This window comes from Rhodococcus sp. SB1D (genome assembly GCF_048573875.1).
GTDB classification, from domain to species: Bacteria; Actinomycetota; Actinomycetes; order Mycobacteriales; family Mycobacteriaceae; genus Rhodococcus_F; species Rhodococcus_F qingshengii.
The window spans coordinates 231,243-250,377 of the sequence record NZ_JBMAIQ010000010.1; the positions used below are offsets into that span (position 1 = coordinate 231,243).

Genomic DNA, 19,135 nt, shown 5'->3' on the forward strand with positions numbered 1-19,135 from the left:
ACCCGTCGAAATATACCGACCGGAATCGTACGCGAGGGACGTCGAAACCCAAGGCGCCCCACTGTGCCTTGGCTATCGATGCGGACAAATCGGATGCTACGTCGTCAGTTGGTCAAATGAAGTTCACCGAGCGTGATCGAAGCGGTGCGAGCAAACTCTCGGACACTCGCGCCCCCACTTCCGGCAGGCATTACCCCGAGAAGGGGAACACCGCTGACCGAGACCAGATCCTCGCGATTGCATCTCTCGGCGAGGTCCGGTTCCTGCGGCCACGAACCGATCACCAACCCGGCGCAGTCCACGCCGGATGCACGTAGGGCTTCCACGGTCAGTGCCGTGTGATTGAGCGTGCCCAGGCCGGACGCAACCACCAGCACCACTGGCGCTGCCAGAGCCGCGGCAAGATCGCGAGCGGTGAACCCGTCGACGCCCAAGCGGACCAGCAAGCCGCCGGCGCCTTCGATCAGGGTCAAGTCGTGGGTGGTGTCCAGGTCGGAGGCGACCCGAACCACGTCGTCGAGCGCCAACAACGGGAGACCACTTCGACGTGCAGCAGTATCCGGCGCCAAAGGTTCGGGGTACCGCGCCAACTCGACCAGCGTCGCACCGCCGCCGGTCAGACGCTCGATCTCGGCCAGATCACCCGCACCGTCCACGTCGACGCCGGTCTGGGCCGGTTTGAGCACTGCAACCGACTTTCCCGACTGCAAGGCCACCGATGCCAATGCGGCTGTCACCACTGTTTTTCCGACGTCGGTCGACGTTCCGGTCACCAGGAAAATGCTCATGCTCGGGCTCCGGCCAATACTTCGCGCAGTACGAGAGCGATCTGCTCCATCTCGGATGCGGACAGCGTCGCTCGTGCGGTCAGACGCAGCCGTGACGTTCCTTCCGGAACCGACGGCGGGCGGAAGCAACCGACATGCAACCCCTGATCCCGGCACGCCGACGCGGCATCGAACGCCCGCTGCGGATCACCGAGAACGACTGAGACGACAGCAGATTCAGGCGACGGAGCACCGGTGACGTCCGCCAACTCGGATGCCCGGGCCAGGACGTCGAGCGCTCGCGTCGGCTCACGCTGGAGTACGGCGAGTGCAGCCCTGGCCGCGCCTACGGCGGCCGGTGCGAGACCGGTGTCGAAGATGAACGTTCTTGCCGCGTCGATGAGATGCGCGCGGATCTTGTTGTCACCGAGCACAACTCCGCCCTGGCTGGCGAGCGACTTGGACAGTGTTGCCGTCACGACGACGTCGGGTTCACCGGCCAGGCCCGACTCGTGGACGAGTCCACGTCCACCGGCACCGCGCACACCGATGCCATGCGCCTCGTCGACCAACAGGATCGCCCCGTACTCGCGGCACACCTGATGCATCTGCCGCAGTGGCGCGAGGTCTCCGTCGGCACTGAAGACCGAATCGGTGACGACCAGCGCTCGCTCTTCCACTCTGCTGCGCAACGTGTCGGCGAGAAAGCCCACGTCCGAATGCGGAGCAACGGCGACCCGAGCACGTGACAGGCGGCAGGCATCCACCAGCGAGGCATGCGATCCCGCATCGGAGACGATCAACGACCCTGGACCCGAGAGCGCCGTCACCGCGCCGAGATTGGCTGTGTAACCGGAGGAGAAGACAAGTCCGGAGTCCGCCCCGACGAACTCGGCCAGTTCGACTTCGAGCAGTTCGTGTTCGGTGGTGGTGCCGGTGACCAGACGCGAGCCCGTGGCGCCCGCGCCCCAACGGCGCAGAGCCGCCGCGGCACCCTCGATCACATCGGGGTGCCGCACGAGTCCGAGATAATCGTTCGACGCCAGGTCGATCAACGGGGAGTCGACCGTGCGAGGACGGAGTTCGCGACGCAGTCCAGCGGCCCTGCGGTCCGCTTCGACGGCCGTCAGCCAATTCAGCGAGGTGTTCACTTTTCCGACCATACTTGAACACCGTTCAACTCAATGGTTAGGGTGCATCCGTGCTCACAACCGGACTTGATCCCCATGACGTCTCCGCCATCGATGCCGATGTCCTCTGGCATCCGTACGGATCGTTTCCCGCGTCGACTCGTCCGCTGATCGTCGACTCTGCGCAGGGGGCTACCCTGACGCTCTCCGACGGCCGCCGATTGGTCGACGGGATGAGCTCGTGGTGGGCCGCCATTCACGGCTACCGCAATCCCGTGCTCGACACCGCCGCCGCACGGCAGCTCGGCAAAATGAGCCATGTCATGTTCGGCGGACTGACGCACGAACCCGCCGCTCGCCTCGGGCGACTGCTCGTCGACATCACACCACCTCACCTCGACAAGGTGTTCCTCTCCGACTCCGGTTCGGTGGCCGTCGAAGTCGCAGTGAAGATGTGCCTGCAGTACTGGCGGAGCCTCGGAAAGCCGTCGAAGAATCGTTTGATGACCTGGCGCGGCGGATACCACGGTGACACCTTCACCCCCATGAGCGTCTGCGATCCCGACGGCGGCATGCATTCTCTCTGGACCGACGTCCTGCGCCCTCAGGTCTTCGCGCAAGCTCCCCCGGCGGGCTATCTCCCCGAATACGTGCAGGAGTTGGAATCGCTCTTGGCCGAGCATCACGAGCACCTCGCAGCGGTGATCGTGGAACCAGTGGTCCAAGGTGCCGGCGGAATGCGTTTCCACGATCCCGCGTACCTGATCGACCTGCGTAACCTCTGCGACAAGTACCAAGTCCTCCTGGTCTTCGACGAAATCGCGACCGGATTCGGACGCACCGGAGAATTGTTCGCCGCCGATCACGCCGGCGTCAGTCCCGATGTCATGTGCGTCGGCAAGGCACTGACCGGCGGGTACATGAGTCTGGCGGCAACGCTGTGCACCACGGAGATCGCGGAGACCATCACTGCCGGTGAGGGCGGCGGGCTGATGCACGGCCCCACCTTCATGGGCAATCCACTCGCGTGCGCCGTCGCGGTGGCGTCGACCGAACTTCTGCTTGCGATGGACTGGCGGCGTGACGTCGCAACCCTCGAACGTGGCCTCGCTCGAGGCCTCGCCGAAGCCGTCACAATTCCCGGGGTCGTCGACGTCCGCGTCAAAGGCGGAATCGGAGTGATCGAACTCGAACAGCCGGTCGACATGCAGAGCGCGACCGATGCAGCCGTCGACGCCGGCGTCTGGCTCCGGCCGTTCCGCAACCTCGTATACGCGATGCCTCCGTACCTGTGTTCGGAGGCAGAGGTGGAACAGATCACAGCCGGAATGCTTGCAACCGCCCGCAGCCAGGCGAAACGGTGATCGGCACCGTAGACAGTCGACGAGATTCGATCGGCTGCACCCGATAGGGTCTGATTCATGGATCAACCGCCGAGCGAGACCTCAGCCACTCCCATCCCGGTATGGCCTGGCAGTGCGTACCCACTCGGTGCCACCTACGACGGCGCGGGGACCAATTTCTCGCTCTTCTCCGAGGTCGCCGAGGCCGTCGAACTGTGCCTGATCGCCAAGGACGGAACCGAAACCCGCATTCGGATGGACGAGGTCGACGGTTACGTCTGGCATGCGTACCTTCCGTCGGTATCCCCCGGCCAGCGATACGGCTACCGCGTACACGGGCCGTACGATCCGGCTGCAGGTCTGCGATGCGATCCGAGCAAACTCCTGCTTGACCCGTACGGAAAAGCGTTCGACGGAGACTTCGACGGAGACCGTTCGCTGTTCTCGTACGACGTCGAATCGGCGGCGGACCCCGAACCTTCAGGAGACGACGAATCTCCCGCCGTGGGGCCGCAAGAGGCTACCGACGAAACGAGTTCGGAAGCCGAATCGGACGAGGTGGGCCTCGAAGACGACTCGCCCACGGGCGATCAGGAATCGGAAGAGATCCTCGAGCCCGAACCCTTCGAGCCGGAACCACTCGTCGACGAACCCGCCACCATCCCTTTCCCCCAACATGATTCGCTCGGCCATACGATGTCGACCGTCGTCATCAACCCGTTCTTCGATTGGGCGTCCGACCACTCGCCGAAGCGTCCTTATCACGAGACGGTCATCTACGAAGCGCACGTCAAGGGTATGACCGCGACGCACCCCGGAGTTCCGGAGGAATTGCGCGGCACGTACGCGGGGCTCGCTCATCCGGTGATCATCGAGCACCTCACCGATCTGGGTGTCACGGCGATCGAACTGATGCCGGTCCACCAGTTCATGCACGATCAGGTGCTTCTCGACCAAGGTCTGCGAAACTACTGGGGTTACAACACCTTCGGCTTTCTCGCTCCACACACCGACTACTCCTCGGCCACGAAACCCGATGCGGCCGTAGCGGAATTCAAAGCCATGGTGCGCAGCTTCCACCAGGCGGGTATCGAAGTGATCCTCGACGTGGTCTACAACCACACCGCCGAGGGCAATCACATGGGGCCGACCATCAGTTTCCGCGGAATCGACAATGCCGCCTACTACCGCCTGGTCGACGGCGACGAAGAGCACTACATGGACTACACCGGAACGGGCAACAGCCTCAACGCCCGTCATCCGCATACGCTGCAATTGATCATGGACTCTCTGCGGTACTGGGTCACGGAGATGCACGTCGACGGTTTCCGCTTCGACCTCGCCTCGACACTCGCCCGTGAACTGCACGACGTGGACCGCCTTTCGGCCTTCTTCGATCTCGTGCAACAGGATCCGATCGTCAGTCAGGTGAAGCTGATCGCCGAACCGTGGGACGTCGGCGAAGGCGGTTACCAGGTCGGCAACTTCCCCGGCCTGTGGACCGAATGGAACGGCAAATACCGCGACACCGTCCGCGACTACTGGCGTGGTGAGCCGGCAACGCTGGGGGAGTTCGCCTCCCGTCTCACCGGATCCTCTGATCTCTACGAGGCCACCGGACGTCGCCCCGGCGCGAGCATCAACTTCGTCATCGCTCACGACGGTTTCACCCTGCACGACCTCGTCTCGTACAACGAGAAGCACAACGAAGCCAACGGTGAGAACAACAACGACGGCGAATCGCACAACCGATCGTGGAACTGCGGAGTCGAAGGCCCCACCGACGACCCGGAAATCCTCGAACTGCGTGGACGTCAGAGCCGAAACATACTGGCTACGCTGATGCTCAGCCAGGGCACCCCGATGCTTGCTCACGGCGACGAGATGGGCCGAACTCAGCAGGGTAACAACAACGTTTACTGCCAGGATTCGGAACTGTCATGGATGGATTGGACTCTCGCGGAAACCAACGCCGACCTCGTCGAGTTCACCAAGCGCGCAATTGCCTTGCGCGCCAAGAACCCGGTCTTCCGGCGTCGTCGATTCTTCGAGGGGCGACCTATTCGAAGTGGCGATCAGAGTCGCGACATCGCCTGGCTCACGCCGTCTGGCGAAGAGATGACTCCGGCCGACTGGGACAGCGGTTTCGGCAAGTCGTTGGCTGTCTTTCTCAACGGTGACGCGATCCCGGAACCGAACTACCGTGGCGAGCGCGTCACCGGAGATTCGTTCCTTCTCTGCTTCAACGCCCACTACGAAGATCTCGAATTCTCCACCCCCAACGCGGACTACGCGTCGGAGTGGACCGTCGTACTGGACACCTCGGTCCCCACCGGTGAGAGCGATACCGTGATCAAAGCCGGAACAACATTGGATGTAAAAGCGCGAGCATTGACGGTACTTCGCAGAACCGCTTGAGGGAGACGTGCACATGGCCCCGATAACCAGCACCTACCGACTGCAGTTGCGACCGGATGCATTCACTCTTCGTGATGCGGCCGCACAGGTGGACTACTTCGAGGCCTTGGGGGTCTCACATCTCTATCTCTCCCCCATCCTCACTGCGACGTCCGGATCGACGCACGGCTACGACGTCACCGATCCGACAACCGTGTCCGAAGGACTTGGTGGCCGCGAGGCCCTGGTGGAGCTCTCGCGCGCCGTTCGATCACGTGGGATGGGCCTGATCGTCGATCTGGTCCCCAACCATGTCGGTGTCGCCAAACCTCGCGAAAATGCTTGGTGGTGGGACGTTCTCACGCACGGGCAGTCGTCGGAGTACGCGCATTTCTTCGACATCGATTGGGCCGAGGACAACGGAGCCAACGGCGCCGACGGCAAACTCTCACTCCCGGTACTGGGCAGCCCGGACGATCTCGACGCACTGACTGTCGAGAAAGATGGCGAGGAAACACTTCTCGCGTTCTACGAGCACCGCTTCCCCATCGCTGCCGGTACTGAATTCGGATCTCCACAGGAGGTGCACTCCAGGCAGTCGTACCGACTCGTACCGTGGAACGCCGGGATCGTCAATTACCGACGGTTCTTTGCCGTCAACGAACTCGCTGCGCTGCGCCAGGAGGACCCCCAAGTCTTTGAACTCTGCCATCGGCAGGTGAAGTCGTGGGTCGACGAAGGACTGATCGACGGCGTTCGCATCGATCATCCGGACGGACTCGCGAATCCGGCGGAATATCTCGGGCGCCTGCGAGAACTGATCGGACCAGATCAGTGGCTCGTGATCGAAAAGATCCTCGGCCATACGGAACCACTCGATCCGATGCTCCCGATCGACGGCACCACCGGATACGACGCCCTCAATCAGCTGGGCGGCATTTTCGTCGATCCCGCCGCCGAACTCGAATTGACCGAACTCTCGGCAGATCTGACCGGCGACGACGGGGACAGTACGTGGTTGCATCACACCGAACGTCAGTTCAAACGCGACACCGGGCGCGGTGACCTGGCACCGGAGGTTCGCAGGCTCGTACGTGCAATCCGACGCGAAACCGGAAGTCGTTGCAGTGAGACCGAACTGAACGACGCAGTTGTCGTCGCGATCGCTCGGATGCCGGTGTACCGATCCGACTACAGTCCCCTCGCCGGTTTGGCCGCTCGGATCGTCGGTGACATGCACGAATTGGCTCCCGGACATGAACCATCGTTCAACGTGTTGGCGCAATCCCTGGTGAACAGCGGTGAGGCCTCAGTTCGCTTCCAGCAGGTGTGTGGCGCTGTCATGGCCAAGTCCGTCGAAGATCGACTCTTCTATCGGACGGCGCGCCTGGTCTCACGTCAGGAAGTCGGCGGCAACCCTGCATCGCTTGCCGTCTCCGTCGCCGAATTCCATCTCCACAACGCGGACCGAGCGAAGCGGTGGCCGCGCGCGATGACGAGTCTGTCCACTCACGACACCAAACGCGGCGAGGACGTGCGGGCACGGATCGGTGTTGTGTCTCAAGTGCCGACCCTGTGGGCCCGGCTGATTCGCGAGTGGGAAGACGTGTGCCCCAGCCCTGATCCGCTTACCGGATTGTTCTTGTGGCAGAACATCATCGGTGTGTGGCCGACGGACGGCCGCTCGGCAGCCTCGGTTCCAGAGCTGCGCGAGCGTTTGCACGCCTATGCGGAGAAAGCCGTCCGCGAGTCCGGCGCCAGGACTTCCTGGAACGATCCGGACGTCGACTTCGAGTCGGCAGTGCACCGCTGGATCGACGAGGTGATCGACGGCCCGGTCGGTGATTCGGTCAGCGAATTCGTCGGCCGGATCGCGCGTCACGGCTGGTCGGACTCTCTCGGCCAAAAGCTGCTCCAACTTCTCGGGCCCGGCGTTCCCGACGTCTACCAGGGCACTGAGCTGTGGGAGGACTCGTTGGTCGATCCGGACAACCGGCGGCTTGTCGACTACGGAACGAGGCGATCACTGCTCGATTCCGGCGCCGCGCCGATCGACGCAACAGGAACCGCAAAGTTGCACCTCGTTCGCACGGCACTGACACTGCGGCGGGAGAACCCCTCGTGGTTCGATCACGGTGAGTACCGGCCGGTCTTCGCTTCAGGTTCCGGATCCGGTCATCTGGTCGGCTTCTCGCGCGGCCCGGCAGGTGATCCGCCTATGGTCGTTGCTCTGGCGACGCGACATTCGCTCAGACTCTCGTCGCACGGTTGGAGAGATACGCGAGTGGACCTGCCAGATGGCGAATGGGTCGACGCACTGAGCGGACAACCCGTCTTGTCTTCGGATGCGCGGGACATCTTCGCTGCCGGGCCATGTGCCCTGTTGAACAGGGTGCGCTGAGCGGTTTCCGCTGACTGGGCATTCACCCCCGAAAAGAACTTCGTCGCGCTAACTTCCGAAGAGCAGATCATCACCACTAGTCGGAGGTTTGAGCATGGCCGCCAGTCGATTCACCGGAAAAGTTGCCTTCATCACCGGAGCCGCCCGTGGTCAGGGGCGCGCCGAAGCTGTCCGGCTGGCAGAAGAGGGCGCAGACATCATCGCCGTCGACGCGTGTGTTCAATTCGAATCCACCTCGTATGCCGGCGCCACCGACGACGACCTGGCCGAGACAGTCGAACTGGTCAAGGCCCTGGACCGTCGAATTGTCGCTACCAAGACCGACGTTCGCGACTTCTCTGCACTGTCCGCGGCGCTCGCGGCCGGCATCGACGAATTGGGGCGACTTGACGTCGTCGTCGCGAACGCCGGAATCTGTTCTGCCAACATGTCCTGGGAAATCACGCCCGAGCAGTGGCAGGAAACGCTCGACGTCAACCTGACCGGCGTCTTCCACACCGCCAAGGCAGCGATCCCGCACCTGATCAAGCAAGGCACCGGTGGCTCGATCATCTTCACCAGCTCCGTCGCCGGCCTGCGCGGCCTCCCCTTCCTCGGCCATTACGTCGCGAGCAAACACGGCATCACCGGTCTGGCCAAGACGATGGCCTCGGAGTTGGGGCAGTACAACATTCGGGTCAACACCATCCACCCACACGGCGTGGAAACCGGAATGCAGATGACGGACATGCGGCCGCTCATCGACGCCAACGCCCACACACTCGGTCCGATCTTCATGCAGACCTTGCCCGACCCGGTCAGCCAGCCGGAGGACATCGCCGCCGCCGTCGCGTTCCTCGGTTCCGACGAGGCCCATCACATCACCGGCATCGCGATGCCGCTCGATCTGGGCACCCTGATCCGCTGATCGAATCTTCTCGAGTTTTTCCCGTCCTCGGGGAATATCGCTTCCCCGAGGACGGTTGCGCGAGACATGACCAAAACTGTTGTAGCGCAGACGTACGGCACGCCCGAGGTCCTGAAGCTGGTGGACGTCGATTTACCGGCGCCGAAATCAGGTGAAGTCCTGGTCGACGTGAAGGCGATCGGCGTCAATCCCTTCGACTTCAAGCTCTACAGCGGCGCTTTCGGCACCGACCCCGAGAAACTTCCCATCCACCTCGGCGGCGAGGCAGCGGGCGTCGTCTCGGCTGTCGGCGACGGCGTCACAAATGTGACCGTCGGCGACGAAGTGATCGTCAGCCCCGGCAACGGCCTCTACTCCGAACAAGTAGTCGTGCCGGTCTCCTCTGTCACCGCGAAGCCCGCAGGCATCAGCTGGGAACAGGCAGCCGGCCTCCTTCTGGTCGGCGGAACTGCAGTCGACGCCCTCGACACCATTCGGGTCGGTTCCGGCGACACCGTTCTCATCCACGGCGCGTCCGGCGGCGTCGGCGCGATCGCTGTTCAGCTGGCAGTTGGTCGCGGAGCTACGGTGATCGGCACTGCGGGAGCCTCGAATCAGGATTACGTGCGCTCGCTCGGCGCCACGCCTGTGCTCTACGGCCACGGCCTCGAAGCGCGTGTCCGTGAACTCGCGCCGAACGGCGTCGATGCGGCGTTCGACACCGCCGGAACGGACGAAGCCGTCGATGCATCTCTGGCTTTGGTCACCGACAAGAGTCGCATCGTCACCATCGTCGCGTTCGGACGCGCCCAGACCGACGGCTTCGCGTCCGTCGGCGGAGGCAATCCGGCAAGTGCGGAAGCGCGTTTGAAGGCACGATCCGAACTTGTCGAACAAGCCGGTTCCGGACACCTCATCGTGAAGATCGCCAAGACCTTCCCGCTAGCGGACGTGGCACTCGCTCACACCGAGTTGCAGAGTTCGCACCCCGCGGGAAAGTTCATCCTCGTTCCGTGACCTTCAGCTCTGTCTTGCCTAGGCCTTAGGGGCGAGTGGAACCAACAGGGTGGTGCCGAACGCGACGAGCACCGATTCGCCTTCGCGTTCGGCATGTACCTCGGCAGTGACGAACACCTGCTTGCGCCCGGCCTTGACCGAGCGCGCCGTAGCGACAAATGCGGTTCCGACGCCCGGACTCACGAAATTGACCGCGCAGTTGGACGCCGCCACGACACCTACCTGGGTGAAAGCAGCAAATCCGCACGCGGTGTCGACGAGTCCCGCCACGAGCGCAGCGTGCAGGTGTCCCGAGTACTGGCCCAGATCCTCACGCCATTCGAGCCGCAGACAAACGCGACCCGGTTCGGCCTCCGTGACTTCGAATCCGGCCCACCGGTTGAAGGCCGCCGAGGCGTTGACCGCGCGCAACTGTTCGAGCATTTCAGAATTTCCCATGTAGACCAGTCTACATAGATTGTGGTGGATCGCTGGGGTGTTTAAGCTCCAACTCGTGGCGACTCCCCCGAAACACCGCGAAGCACTCGTACGAGCTGCGGCCGATCTGTTTCGCCGCCAGGGGTATGCGGCAACGGGCCTCAACGAGATCCTCAAGTCGAGCGGGGCGCCGAAAGGTTCGCTCTACCACTACTTTCCCGGCGGCAAAGAGCAGATCGGCGAAGAGGTCGTCCGCGTCGGCGGGCAGTTGGTCACCGACACCCTGACCGAACTCGCCGACAGCCAATCGGACGCCGGGTCGCTGCTGCGCGAGTACGCGCGGTTGCTCGCCGGATGGGTGAGCGATTCGGATTTCCACGAAGGCTCGCCGATCACGACGGTGTTGTTGGAACTTGCCCCCGATTCGGAGAGCGTGACAGCCGCCGGACAGGCGGTGTATCGACAGTGGACTTCGCTACTGCGCGACACACTGATCGCGTCCGGGGTCGGACGTGCGCGAGCGGAACGGCTTGCCGTCCTTGCAGTGTCCGCGCTCGAGGGCTCGCTGGTGCGGGCTCGCGTCGAACGATCCGGTCAGCCGATTCTCGACTCCCTCGGCGAGGTCGCCGACGTGTTCGACGGAGCAATCGCCGCGGCGCACTCGCACTGAGCGAACGCGACCTGAGCGAACGGCACTCTCGGTCTCATGAAGGCGCCGAAAGGTACGTTCGCTCGGAATCGGAGGGTGGCTCAGTCGGCTTCCGGGCGCCACCTCGAGCACCACCGCGGGCCGCGCCGATCCCTGCGACGACGACGCACGCGATACCTGCCACGGCCAGAACACTCGGAACCTGTTGCAGCACAACCAGACCGATAAGCTGCGCGAAAGCAGGCTCGAGACTCATCAGCGTGCCGAACGCCGCCGTGGACAGCCTTCGCAACGAGACCATCTCCAGAACGAACGGCACGACGGGCAGCAAGATCGCGAGTCCGAGGCCCACGAGAATCAGATGCGGAGTCAGCCGCCCGATAGCCGAGTGGCCTACGGCAATTGTCGCGGCCAACCCGGCTACCGCCATCGACACCGCCAGCCCGTTGATACCGGCAACCTCGTCGCCGACGCGCTGGGTGAGCACTATGTACATCGCCCAGCAGAGCGCCGCACCGAGTGCGTACGCCACACCGACCAGATCGACTGTCCCGGCCCATGGTTCGGTGAGAAGCACGACGCCCACGCCTGCCAGAACCGGCCACAGAACGCGGCCACGCCCCCGGAGCAATGCAACCGTCAGCGGACCCAAGAATTCCAATGCGCTTGCTGTTCCCAGCGGAAGTCGCTCCACCGCTGCCATGAACAGGAGCGTCATACCTGCGGTGACCACACCCAGAACCACGCAAGCCAGAAACGCCTTGCGAGTGAACACCGAGGGGCGGGGCCTGACGATGATCAGAAGAATGATGCCCGCCCAGGCGAGTCGTATCCACGCCGCTCCGTCTGCGCCGAGCTGATCGATCAGACCCACCGACACGGCGAGCCCGAGCTGCACGCACAACATCGCCAGAACAGCCAGGCCCACTCCGGCCCGCGCTTTCGTATCCATAGCTGAATTGAACGGGAGGCCAACCGTTCGTGTCCACGCGATTTTGACCTACATTATGTTCACGATTAGTGAATGATCGAAGGATGGAAACCCGTCGACTCCATCTCCTCCTCGAACTCTCCCGCTTGGGTTCGATGCGTGCAGTCGCCGAAGCGCACAACCTCACGACGTCGACAGTGTCCCAACAACTCGCGGCCTTGACCGCGGAGACCGGTACCGCACTGATCGAGCCCGACGGTCGCCGGGTGCGGCTGACGCCGGCCGGTCAACGACTGGCCGATCATGCCGTCACCATCCTGGCAGCCGTCGATGCAGCTCGCCTGGACCTCGATCCGGACGCGGAACCGGTGGGGACCCTGCGAGTCGGCGGATTCGCAACTGCGATCAGAACCGCGATGCTCCCCGTCGCTCGAAGCCTGCAACGCAGTCACCCGCAGGTGGACGTGATGATCTACGAATACGAACCCGTCGAGGCTTTTGCACTCCTCGAACGCGACGATCTAGACCTCGCACTGACGTACGACTACAACCTTGCCCCCGCGTCGCCGAGCCCACTACTCGAAGCAATTCCGCTCTGGTCGACGCCCTGGGGACTGTGTGTTCCCGACGACGCCAAAGCTCCCGACAAGTCCACAGAATCCGGAATCGATCTCCGCGCCTTCGCCGACACGTCATGGATAGTGAACTCACGCAACACGGCAGACGAGCGCGCTGTGCGAACCCTCGCCTCGCTGGCCGGGTTCACCCCTCGGATCACTCACCAGATCGACAGTCTCGACTTGGTCGAACTCTTGATCCTCAGTAGTTACGGCGTGGGGCTGATGCCGCTCGAACGCAAGACTCGCGAAGGCGTGCGCGTCGAACCACTCGTCGATCCGCCCGTCATCCTCACTGCCTATGCGGTGACGCGTCGCGGCCGATCGTCGTGGCCGCCGCTTCGGCTCGTGTTGGACCGACTCACGGCCTACCGATAACTCACATCCGATCAGCGTCGCCGTCGCGGCGCTGCTGCTTGGCAATTCGACGCTGCTCTTCCGCCCGCTCGCGGCACTGACGCAAGAAGGCTTCGTCCGCCGCCGGATCCTGCGCAACGGCACGTCCCGGGCGCTCGTATTCGCCGTATCCGGTTGGGCCGACGTAACCGCGGGGCGCGTTCTGTCCGCGCCCGACCACCAGCCACAGAACCGATCCCAAAGTAGGAAGGAAGATGATGATCAGAATCCAGACGACCTTGGGTAGGTACTGGATGTAGGCGTCATCTCTCGTGATGGCGTCGACGATGCAGAAAATCCACAGCAACATCGTGATGAGGCCGAACAAGGCATAGGGCACGCTGGCGATTCCTCCCGAGAATAAAAAACCCTCGCCATGCTAACGAAAACAGACCAATTAGTACATTAGATTCTGGCGAATGTTGAACTCGAGCCATCCTCGGTACGCATCGACGTCCCACCCACTGACCCGACGCAATTGCTGATGAAGCTGAGGCGAGACGAAAGCGGCAAGTATGCCCGCGGCTTTCTCGAGCGAAATCTCAGGCCTCAACAAGCCATGCTCGGAGAGACCCTCGGCTATCGACATCGCATTGACGGCCGACTGATCCGACGACTCCTCGGATAGTCGACGCATGTCGGCATCCGCACCCGAGGATTCGACCGCAACCATCATCAGAGCGCCGGCACGTTCGAGCAGTCCGATGCCCTGAGCCACGATCTGGGAGACGATCCGGCGAACGTCATCGGGGTCCGAGGCCAGGTTCGGCGCGCCGAGTGGAACCTCTTCGGCATCGAGCGCCGCAGCGAGGGCCGCTTCGAAGATCTCGAGTTTCCCGCCGGGGAAGGCTGTGAACACCGTCCGATCGGCGACGCCGGCCGAGGCGGCAATCTGCTTGACGGTGGCACTGACATACCCGTCTCGAACAAACAAGGCCGTCGCCGCATCACGAATGAGTTCACGCGTTCGCTGCGCGGAAGCTTCACGCACGCGGGAGTGGTACTGGCGTCTGCCCTCCATTGCGCACACTTTAGCCGCATTCGATGCAACGACCATGCATGGAAAGAATCGTGCAGCTCAGGAGCCTTTTCCGGGGTGGTCTATCCAGCCATCGCTACCGGGAAACACCAACGCCTCGTGGCCGTTGTCGTACCTGACCAGATAGGGAGGACCGCCGTCCTCGCCGTGCACCTCGAGAACCTCGGCAGTTACCTCCGCCTGCCCCACCACGCGCCCCTGGACGTGGAGACGGTCACCCACTTCGGCATGCATCACTCCTCCTCGCTGCCCGCTCGCGCAGGCGCAGACCAACCACTGACGTTGTTCCCGCCATGCCGACTCGGAAACCCTGGGGCGAGTTGCCGTCGTGAGAAATCGCATATTCACCGAAGGTGACACCGACGGGTGAACAGTGGTTCACTCATGGGTGAATTCCCGTTCACCATCGCCGCGTGAAGGACCGTCTCTTGGCATTGCACTCGTCTCCGACCACTCGCCGTTCAAGTCGGCTCATTACCGCAATTCTCTGTCTTTCCGGCACCGTGGTCGCGCTGCAACAAACGATGGTCATTCCGTTGTTGCCCGATTTCCCGAAGATCCTCGGCGTCAGCGCTGACGACGCCTCCTGGCTCGTCACCGTCACGCTCCTCACGAGTGCCGTCGCCACTCCGATCGTCTCCCGCCTGGCAGACATGTTCGGAAAACGACGCATGATGCTGATCTCGATGACGATGATCGTGGTCGGATCACTGGTCGCGGCGATCGGCGGCAACTTTGTCGCCCTGCTGATCGGACGTGGTCTCCAGGGCTTCGCGATCTCGATGATCCCCGTCGGAATCAGCATCATGCGCGACGAACTGCCCAAGGAGAAGGTGGCGTCGGCAACAGCGTTGATGAGTGCCACTCTCGGAATCGGCAGCGCACTCGGGCTCCCGCTGTCCGGGTTGATCTTCGAGCATCTGGGCTGGCCCGCCATCTTCTGGCTCTCGGCGATCGTGGGCGTCCTGCTGATCATCGCGGTAGCCGTCGTCGTCCCGGAATCAAGTGTTCGTACCCGCGGCAAATTCGACTTCCTGGGCGCGGTCATGCTCTCGACAGCACTCACGGCGATCCTCCTCGCCATCTCCAAGGGCGCCCGTTGGGGATGGACGAGCGAACTGACATTGCTGATGTTCGTCATCGGAATCGTGACTCTCGCATTGTGGTTCCCTTACGAACTCCGCGTCACCCAGCCGATGGTCGATCTACGAACGTCGGCCAAGCGGCCTGTTCTGCTGACCAACGTCGCCTCGATCCTCGTCGGCTTCTCGATGTACGCGAACAACCTCTCCACCACCCAACAACTTCAGATGCCGAAGATCTCCGGCTACGGCTTCGAACTGGGCGTGATGGCGGCCGGACTGTGCATGATTCCGGCAGGCCTCGCGATGGTCTTCTTCGCGCCCGTCTCCGCGAACATCACGAAGCGATTCGGAGCCAAGATCACCCTGATCGTCGGCGGCACGGTGCTCGCGCTCGCCTACATCGCGCGAGTGTTCCTGACCGGTTCGATAGCACTGATCATCATCAGCGCGGCGGTGGTCAGCATCGGAACCGCAATCGCCTACTCCGCGATGCCGATGCTGATCATGCGATCGGTTCCGATTACCGAAACCGCGTCGGCAAACGGCCTCAATTCGCTGCTCCGCTCAGTCGGTACTTCCACGTCCAGCGCGGTGGTTGCCGCCATGCTCACTTCGATGGTCATCCCGTCCGGGCCGGGCGAGGGCCTTCCGTCGATCGACGCCTTCAAGAACATCTTCTGGCTGGCCGCCCTCGCCGCCGTGGCTGCTGCCGCTGCCGCTGCGTTCATTCCTCGCCGCGGCGCAAAACCGGAAGCGGCACTTCGCCCGGTGACCCCGGAAGGGTTCGAGCTTCCCGACGCCGCCGTGTCCGAAACGGAAATTGTGGTTGCCGGTCGTGTGATCCGGGCCGACAGCCGACCGATCCGGCAGGCCGTTGTCACCGTGATGGACATGGAGGGTCGACCGATCGACTGGAGTCGCGCCGACAACGAGGGCAACTTTTCCCTCGCCCTACCCCGGCCCGGACGGTATTTGGTAGTGACGAGTGCCGACGGCTGGTCCCCTCGGTCGCAGGTGATCGCTTTCGACAGCGCGCAATCGACGCACACCGTCGAACTCGGTGACCGCCTCACCATCTCCGGCAAGGTCGGAGTCGGCGGCCGAACAACCTCGGGAACCGTCGTCACACTCACGAAACCGACCGGCGAATTCGTCGCATCCACGGTCACCGACGGAACCGGGCACTACGGAATCGCACTTCCCACATCCGGCCGGTACATCCTGACCGCGCTGACCGAGAGCGGACACGGCACATTGGCTCGTCAGATAGCGGTCATCGCGCAGTCCACCGTCGTCGACTTCGACGTACCCGTCGATGCCGAGCCGTTGACGACAGTATGAACGCCAGTATGAGCAACCGAACGCATGGCGATCGGGTATCGAAGCGAGCGACATGAGCAGCGGCGAAGCCAGCATCCTCACAGCAGCGAAAGCCTTGTTCGCGGAACGAGGTTACGCATCGACGACCATCAAGGACATCGCGGTCGCAGCCGGCTACTCCCCTGCCCTGGTCATGAAGATCTACGGCAGCAAAGCTCGGCTGTACTCGGCTGCGATCCCGTCCGCACCTCCGATGGACGAGGATCCGAATGCCGACGCCACCGGAGACATCGGCTGTCAACTGGTCGAGAAACTTGTCGCTCGTAGAGAATCCGATGAAACCGATCCGTGGGCAATGCTCGCAGTACACGTTCACGAGGCGCCAGATCCGGCCGCCGCTCGGGCCGAGATCAAGCAACGATACGTTCACGGGATCGCGCGCCGCATCGGCGACACGGAGCCCGGTTTGGTACGCAGCCAGATCGTCGTCTCACTGCTGCTCGGACTGGCCACCGGCATGCGGACGCTCGAACTCCTCGGTGAGGATTCACTGTCGTCGGAGGATCTGATCCGGCGCTACGGAAGGCTGATTCAAATAGCCGTCGACGAAATCGAACCGGTATCCGAGCACGAATCGTTCATCAGTGACACGGTGGAGGAATGACGACTTACCGATACCTCGACGCCGACCGGAACCTCCTCGAAGAGAAAGATTTCGAAACCGAGCAGGACGCACAGGAATACCGACTCTCCGTCCTCGGTGCCGAACACATCGAGCCCACCGACGAATGATCCTGTCGAGTCCCCGATCGGTCAGGAAGACTTCGCGGCAGTGGTGAGTTCAGCGATCAAGGCTTGAACGCGCCGCTCGATTTCGTCACGGATCGGGCGAACTGCTTCAAGGCCCTGTCCGGCCGGGTCGTCGAGAACCCAGTCTCGGTAACTCTTGCCGGGGAAGATCGGGCACGTGTCGCCGCAGCCCATGGTGATGACGACATCCGAATCCTGGACGGCGTCGACAGTGAGGATCTTCGGAGACTGCGCTGAGATGTCGATACCGCGCTCTGCCATCGCCTCGACCGCTGCCGAATTGACGGTCTCGGCGGGTGCGGATCCGGCGGAACGGACCTCGATGGCGTCGCCTGCGAGATGGCTCAGGAATCCCGCGGCCATCTGAGATCGACCGGCATTGTGGACGCAGACGAACAACACCGATGGTTTGCTCATGACCTCGCTCTTTCTCGACTGGATGAAACCTCTTCGACTGCAAAGCGTTTGCGTAGTGCAAGGGAGACATAGACCAGCCCGACGAGCACCGGTACCTCGATCAGCGGGCCGACGACACCGGCAAGAGCTTGCCCCGAGGTGGCGCCGTAGGTGGCGATGGCTACCGCGATCGCGAGTTCGAAGTTGTTGCCCGCGGCGGTGAACGCCAGGGTCGTCGTGCGTTCATAGCCCAATCCGATTGCGGCGCCGAGGATGTAGCCTCCGCCCCACATGAGCGCGAAGTACGCGAGCAAGGGCAGCGCGATCCGGACGACATCCCAAGGCTGGGAGGTGATCTGTTCGCCCTGCATCGAGAAGAGCACGACGATGGTGAACAGCAGACCGTAGAGCGCCCAGGGGCTGATCTTGGGGATGAACTTGTTGTCGTACCAGTCGCGGCCTTTGGCGCGTTCGCCGAAGAAGCGGGACAGAAAACCTGCCAGCAGCGGGATACCGAGGAAGATCAGAACGGATTTGGCGATCTGCCAGGGCGAGGTGTCGATGGTGATCTGTTCGAGGCCGAGCCACCCGGGCAGGACCGAGAGGTAGAACCAACCGAGCACGGCGAACATGATCACCTGGAACACCGAATTGATGGCGACCAGCACCGCGGCGGCTTCGCGGTCTCCGCAGGCCAGGTCGTTCCAGATGATCACCATCGCGATGCAGCGAGCGAGACCGACGATGATCAAACCGGTTCGGTATTCCGGCAGGTCAGGCAGAAACAGCCAGGCGAGGGCGAACATCAGCGCCGGGCCGAGAACCCAGTTCAGGAACAGGGAGCCGGCGAGGAGTTTCTTGTCCCCGGTGACTGTGTCGAGGCGGTCGTAGCGGACCTTCGCCAGGACCGGGTACATCATGATCAGCAGACCGAGGGCGATCGGTAGCGAGATGCCGTCGATCTGCACCTTGTCCAGGGCAGTGTTCACACCGGGGATCCAGCGTCCAACCAGCAGGCCGACGACCATGGCCACGCCGATCCAGACCGCCAGATAGCGGTCGAGGGTGGAGAGTTTTCCGACGACTTCGGGGTGTTCGGTGGTGGCAGCGGTGTTGCTCATGCGGTGACCTCAGCGCAAGCGTCTGCGGCACTCACGCTCGCACCTTCTACCAGCAGAACGGCGGAAAGCTGTTGCAGCGCAGCCGGAATAACCCAGTAGTACACCCAGGTCCCGCGTCGTTCACAATCGAGCAGCCCGGCCTGGCGCAACACCTTCAGGTGATGCGAGATAGTCGGCTGAGACAAGTCGAACGAGTCGGAGATGTCGCAGACGCAGGCTTCACCACCCTCGTGACTTGCCACCAAGCTGAGCAAGCGGAGACGAACCGGATCGCCGAGGGCCTTGAACATCCGAGACAAGTCTCCGGCCCAATCCTCAGTCAACGGTTCACGAACGAGCGGGGTGCAGCAAGCCTCGGAGTCCGGCAGCTCTTGATTCGACATTCTTCGATATTGACAGATATCGAATCAACG

At 62.8% G+C, this 19,135-nt stretch carries 20 protein-coding genes; 10 read left to right on the plus strand and 10 right to left on the minus strand.

Annotated features, from left to right (window positions below; translation table 11 throughout):
• Positions 1 to 104: 104 nt before the first annotated feature.
• Entirely contained in the window at positions 105 to 788 is a 684-nt protein-coding gene (gene bioD, locus ACN50D_RS22180) for a dethiobiotin synthase (protein ID WP_030537106.1), read from the minus strand.
• Positions 785 to 1,930: an 8-amino-7-oxononanoate synthase gene (locus tag ACN50D_RS22185; RefSeq protein ID WP_007733119.1), complete on the minus strand. Its 1,146-nt coding sequence runs from the start codon at positions 1,928 to 1,930 to the stop codon at positions 785 to 787. Before ACN50D_RS22185 ends, bioD begins: the two co-directional genes overlap by 4 nt.
• A gap of 38 nt (positions 1,931 to 1,968) precedes the next feature.
• Between ACN50D_RS22185 and ACN50D_RS22190 the strand changes: the two genes are divergently transcribed.
• The 5 genes from ACN50D_RS22190 (at position 1,969) to ACN50D_RS22210 (ending at position 9,941) form a co-directional block, all read left to right on the plus strand.
• A complete protein-coding gene (locus ACN50D_RS22190) occupies positions 1,969 to 3,261 on the plus strand; it encodes an adenosylmethionine--8-amino-7-oxononanoate transaminase (protein WP_007733120.1) in 1,293 nt (430 codons plus the stop codon).
• Between the two features lie 57 nt (positions 3,262 to 3,318).
• Complete coding sequence (gene glgX, locus ACN50D_RS22195) at positions 3,319 to 5,658, plus strand: glycogen debranching protein GlgX (RefSeq protein ID WP_125051233.1); 2,340 nt, start codon at positions 3,319 to 3,321, stop codon at positions 5,656 to 5,658.
• Between the two features lie 13 nt (positions 5,659 to 5,671).
• A complete protein-coding gene (treY, locus tag ACN50D_RS22200; RefSeq protein ID WP_211921164.1) occupies positions 5,672 to 8,038 on the plus strand; it encodes a malto-oligosyltrehalose synthase in 2,367 nt (788 codons plus the stop codon).
• Between the two features lie 94 nt (positions 8,039 to 8,132).
• Entirely contained in the window at positions 8,133 to 8,945 is an 813-nt protein-coding gene (locus ACN50D_RS22205) for a mycofactocin-coupled SDR family oxidoreductase (protein ID WP_007733124.1), read from the plus strand.
• Between the two features lie 66 nt (positions 8,946 to 9,011).
• Complete coding sequence (locus ACN50D_RS22210) at positions 9,012 to 9,941, plus strand: NADP-dependent oxidoreductase (RefSeq protein ID WP_030537111.1); 930 nt, start codon at positions 9,012 to 9,014, stop codon at positions 9,939 to 9,941.
• Positions 9,942 to 9,959: 18 nt separating this feature from the next.
• Here ACN50D_RS22210 and ACN50D_RS22215 read toward each other — a convergent pair whose 3' ends face one another.
• Complete coding sequence (locus ACN50D_RS22215) at positions 9,960 to 10,379, minus strand: PaaI family thioesterase (protein WP_230587613.1); 420 nt, start codon at positions 10,377 to 10,379, stop codon at positions 9,960 to 9,962.
• A gap of 55 nt (positions 10,380 to 10,434) precedes the next feature.
• Between ACN50D_RS22215 and ACN50D_RS22220 the strand changes: the two genes are divergently transcribed.
• On the plus strand, positions 10,435 to 11,028 hold the full coding sequence (locus ACN50D_RS22220; protein WP_003941729.1) for a TetR/AcrR family transcriptional regulator: 594 nt from the start codon (positions 10,435 to 10,437) through the stop codon (positions 11,026 to 11,028).
• A 34-nt stretch (positions 11,029 to 11,062) separates the two neighbouring features.
• Here ACN50D_RS22220 and ACN50D_RS22225 read toward each other — a convergent pair whose 3' ends face one another.
• On the minus strand, positions 11,063 to 11,959 hold the full coding sequence (locus tag ACN50D_RS22225; protein WP_058039470.1) for an EamA family transporter: 897 nt from the start codon (positions 11,957 to 11,959) through the stop codon (positions 11,063 to 11,065).
• A gap of 83 nt (positions 11,960 to 12,042) precedes the next feature.
• On the opposite strand from ACN50D_RS22225, the gene ACN50D_RS22230 reads away from it, so the two are divergent.
• The gene (locus tag ACN50D_RS22230) at positions 12,043 to 12,933 is read left to right on the plus strand and encodes a LysR family transcriptional regulator (RefSeq protein WP_030537113.1); all 891 of its coding nucleotides are present in this window, start codon (positions 12,043 to 12,045) and stop codon (positions 12,931 to 12,933) included.
• 1 nt (position 12,934) lies between these two features.
• On the opposite strand, the gene ACN50D_RS22235 is transcribed toward ACN50D_RS22230, so the two are convergent.
• From ACN50D_RS22235 to ACN50D_RS22245, 3 genes are read right to left on the minus strand one after another with little or no spacing between them, the layout of a single operon-like run.
• On the minus strand, positions 12,935 to 13,291 hold the full coding sequence (locus tag ACN50D_RS22235; protein WP_003941757.1) for a PLD nuclease N-terminal domain-containing protein: 357 nt from the start codon (positions 13,289 to 13,291) through the stop codon (positions 12,935 to 12,937).
• A gap of 57 nt (positions 13,292 to 13,348) precedes the next feature.
• Positions 13,349 to 13,972, minus strand: coding sequence for a TetR/AcrR family transcriptional regulator (locus ACN50D_RS22240; RefSeq protein WP_030537114.1), 624 nt, complete (start codon positions 13,970 to 13,972; stop codon positions 13,349 to 13,351).
• Between the two features lie 57 nt (positions 13,973 to 14,029).
• A complete protein-coding gene (locus ACN50D_RS22245; protein WP_003941743.1) occupies positions 14,030 to 14,224 on the minus strand; it encodes a DUF1918 domain-containing protein in 195 nt (64 codons plus the stop codon).
• 179 nt (positions 14,225 to 14,403) lie between these two features.
• On the opposite strand from ACN50D_RS22245, the gene ACN50D_RS22250 reads away from it, so the two are divergent.
• The 3 genes from ACN50D_RS22250 to ACN50D_RS22260 are packed head-to-tail and all read left to right on the plus strand — an operon-like array spanning position 14,404 to position 17,187.
• Positions 14,404 to 16,416, plus strand: a complete 2,013-nt coding sequence (locus ACN50D_RS22250) for an MFS transporter (RefSeq protein WP_030537115.1) — start codon at positions 14,404 to 14,406, stop codon at positions 16,414 to 16,416.
• Positions 16,417 to 16,468: 52 nt separating this feature from the next.
• Positions 16,469 to 17,059, plus strand: a complete 591-nt coding sequence (locus tag ACN50D_RS22255) for a TetR/AcrR family transcriptional regulator (RefSeq protein WP_003941800.1) — start codon at positions 16,469 to 16,471, stop codon at positions 17,057 to 17,059.
• A complete protein-coding gene (locus ACN50D_RS22260; RefSeq protein ID WP_256082667.1) occupies positions 17,056 to 17,187 on the plus strand; it encodes a hypothetical protein in 132 nt (43 codons plus the stop codon). The genes ACN50D_RS22255 and ACN50D_RS22260 overlap by 4 nt, the downstream gene beginning before the upstream one ends.
• Positions 17,188 to 17,208: 21 nt before the next feature.
• On the opposite strand, the gene ACN50D_RS22265 is transcribed toward ACN50D_RS22260, so the two are convergent.
• Genes ACN50D_RS22265 through ACN50D_RS22275 form a run of 3 tightly spaced genes read right to left on the minus strand, consistent with a single transcriptional unit; the run spans position 17,209 to position 19,105 of the window.
• Positions 17,209 to 17,622: an arsenate reductase ArsC gene (locus ACN50D_RS22265; RefSeq protein ID WP_003941758.1), complete on the minus strand. Its 414-nt coding sequence runs from the start codon at positions 17,620 to 17,622 to the stop codon at positions 17,209 to 17,211.
• Positions 17,619 to 18,722 (minus strand): ACR3 family arsenite efflux transporter, encoded by a 1,104-nt coding sequence (gene arsB, locus ACN50D_RS22270; RefSeq protein WP_211921166.1) that lies wholly within the window; start codon positions 18,720 to 18,722, stop codon positions 17,619 to 17,621. Before arsB ends, ACN50D_RS22265 begins: the two co-directional genes overlap by 4 nt.
• Complete coding sequence (locus ACN50D_RS22275; RefSeq protein ID WP_003941739.1) at positions 18,719 to 19,105, minus strand: ArsR/SmtB family transcription factor; 387 nt, start codon at positions 19,103 to 19,105, stop codon at positions 18,719 to 18,721. The genes arsB and ACN50D_RS22275 overlap by 4 nt, the downstream gene beginning before the upstream one ends.
• Positions 19,106 to 19,135: the final 30 nt, after the last annotated feature.

Bases quoted from the DNA above. Each gene is read 5' to 3' on its own strand.
- bioD (WP_030537106.1), bottom strand. From the start codon at position 788: ATGAGCATTTTCCTGGTGACCGGAACGTCGACCGACGTCGGAAAAACA.
- ACN50D_RS22185 (WP_007733119.1), bottom strand. From the start codon at position 1,930: ATGGTCGGAAAAGTGAACACCTCGCTGAATTGGCTGACGGCCGTCGAA.
- glgX (WP_125051233.1), top strand. From the start codon at position 3,319: ATGGATCAACCGCCGAGCGAGACCTCAGCCACTCCCATCCCGGTATGG.
- treY (WP_211921164.1), top strand. From the start codon at position 5,672: ATGGCCCCGATAACCAGCACCTACCGACTGCAGTTGCGACCGGATGCA.
- ACN50D_RS22205 (WP_007733124.1), top strand. From the start codon at position 8,133: ATGGCCGCCAGTCGATTCACCGGAAAAGTTGCCTTCATCACCGGAGCC.
- ACN50D_RS22210 (WP_030537111.1), top strand. From the start codon at position 9,012: ATGACCAAAACTGTTGTAGCGCAGACGTACGGCACGCCCGAGGTCCTG.
- ACN50D_RS22215 (WP_230587613.1), bottom strand. From the start codon at position 10,379: ATGGGAAATTCTGAAATGCTCGAACAGTTGCGCGCGGTCAACGCCTCG.
- ACN50D_RS22225 (WP_058039470.1), bottom strand. From the start codon at position 11,959: ATGGATACGAAAGCGCGGGCCGGAGTGGGCCTGGCTGTTCTGGCGATG.
- ACN50D_RS22230 (WP_030537113.1), top strand. From the start codon at position 12,043: ATGGAAACCCGTCGACTCCATCTCCTCCTCGAACTCTCCCGCTTGGGT.
- ACN50D_RS22240 (WP_030537114.1), bottom strand. From the start codon at position 13,972: ATGGAGGGCAGACGCCAGTACCACTCCCGCGTGCGTGAAGCTTCCGCG.
- ACN50D_RS22245 (WP_003941743.1), bottom strand. From the start codon at position 14,224: ATGCATGCCGAAGTGGGTGACCGTCTCCACGTCCAGGGGCGCGTGGTG.
- ACN50D_RS22255 (WP_003941800.1), top strand. From the start codon at position 16,469: ATGAGCAGCGGCGAAGCCAGCATCCTCACAGCAGCGAAAGCCTTGTTC.
- ACN50D_RS22260 (WP_256082667.1), top strand. From the start codon at position 17,056: ATGACGACTTACCGATACCTCGACGCCGACCGGAACCTCCTCGAAGAG.
- ACN50D_RS22265 (WP_003941758.1), bottom strand. From the start codon at position 17,622: ATGAGCAAACCATCGGTGTTGTTCGTCTGCGTCCACAATGCCGGTCGA.
- arsB (WP_211921166.1), bottom strand. From the start codon at position 18,722: ATGAGCAACACCGCTGCCACCACCGAACACCCCGAAGTCGTCGGAAAA.
- ACN50D_RS22275 (WP_003941739.1), bottom strand. From the start codon at position 19,105: ATGTCGAATCAAGAGCTGCCGGACTCCGAGGCTTGCTGCACCCCGCTC.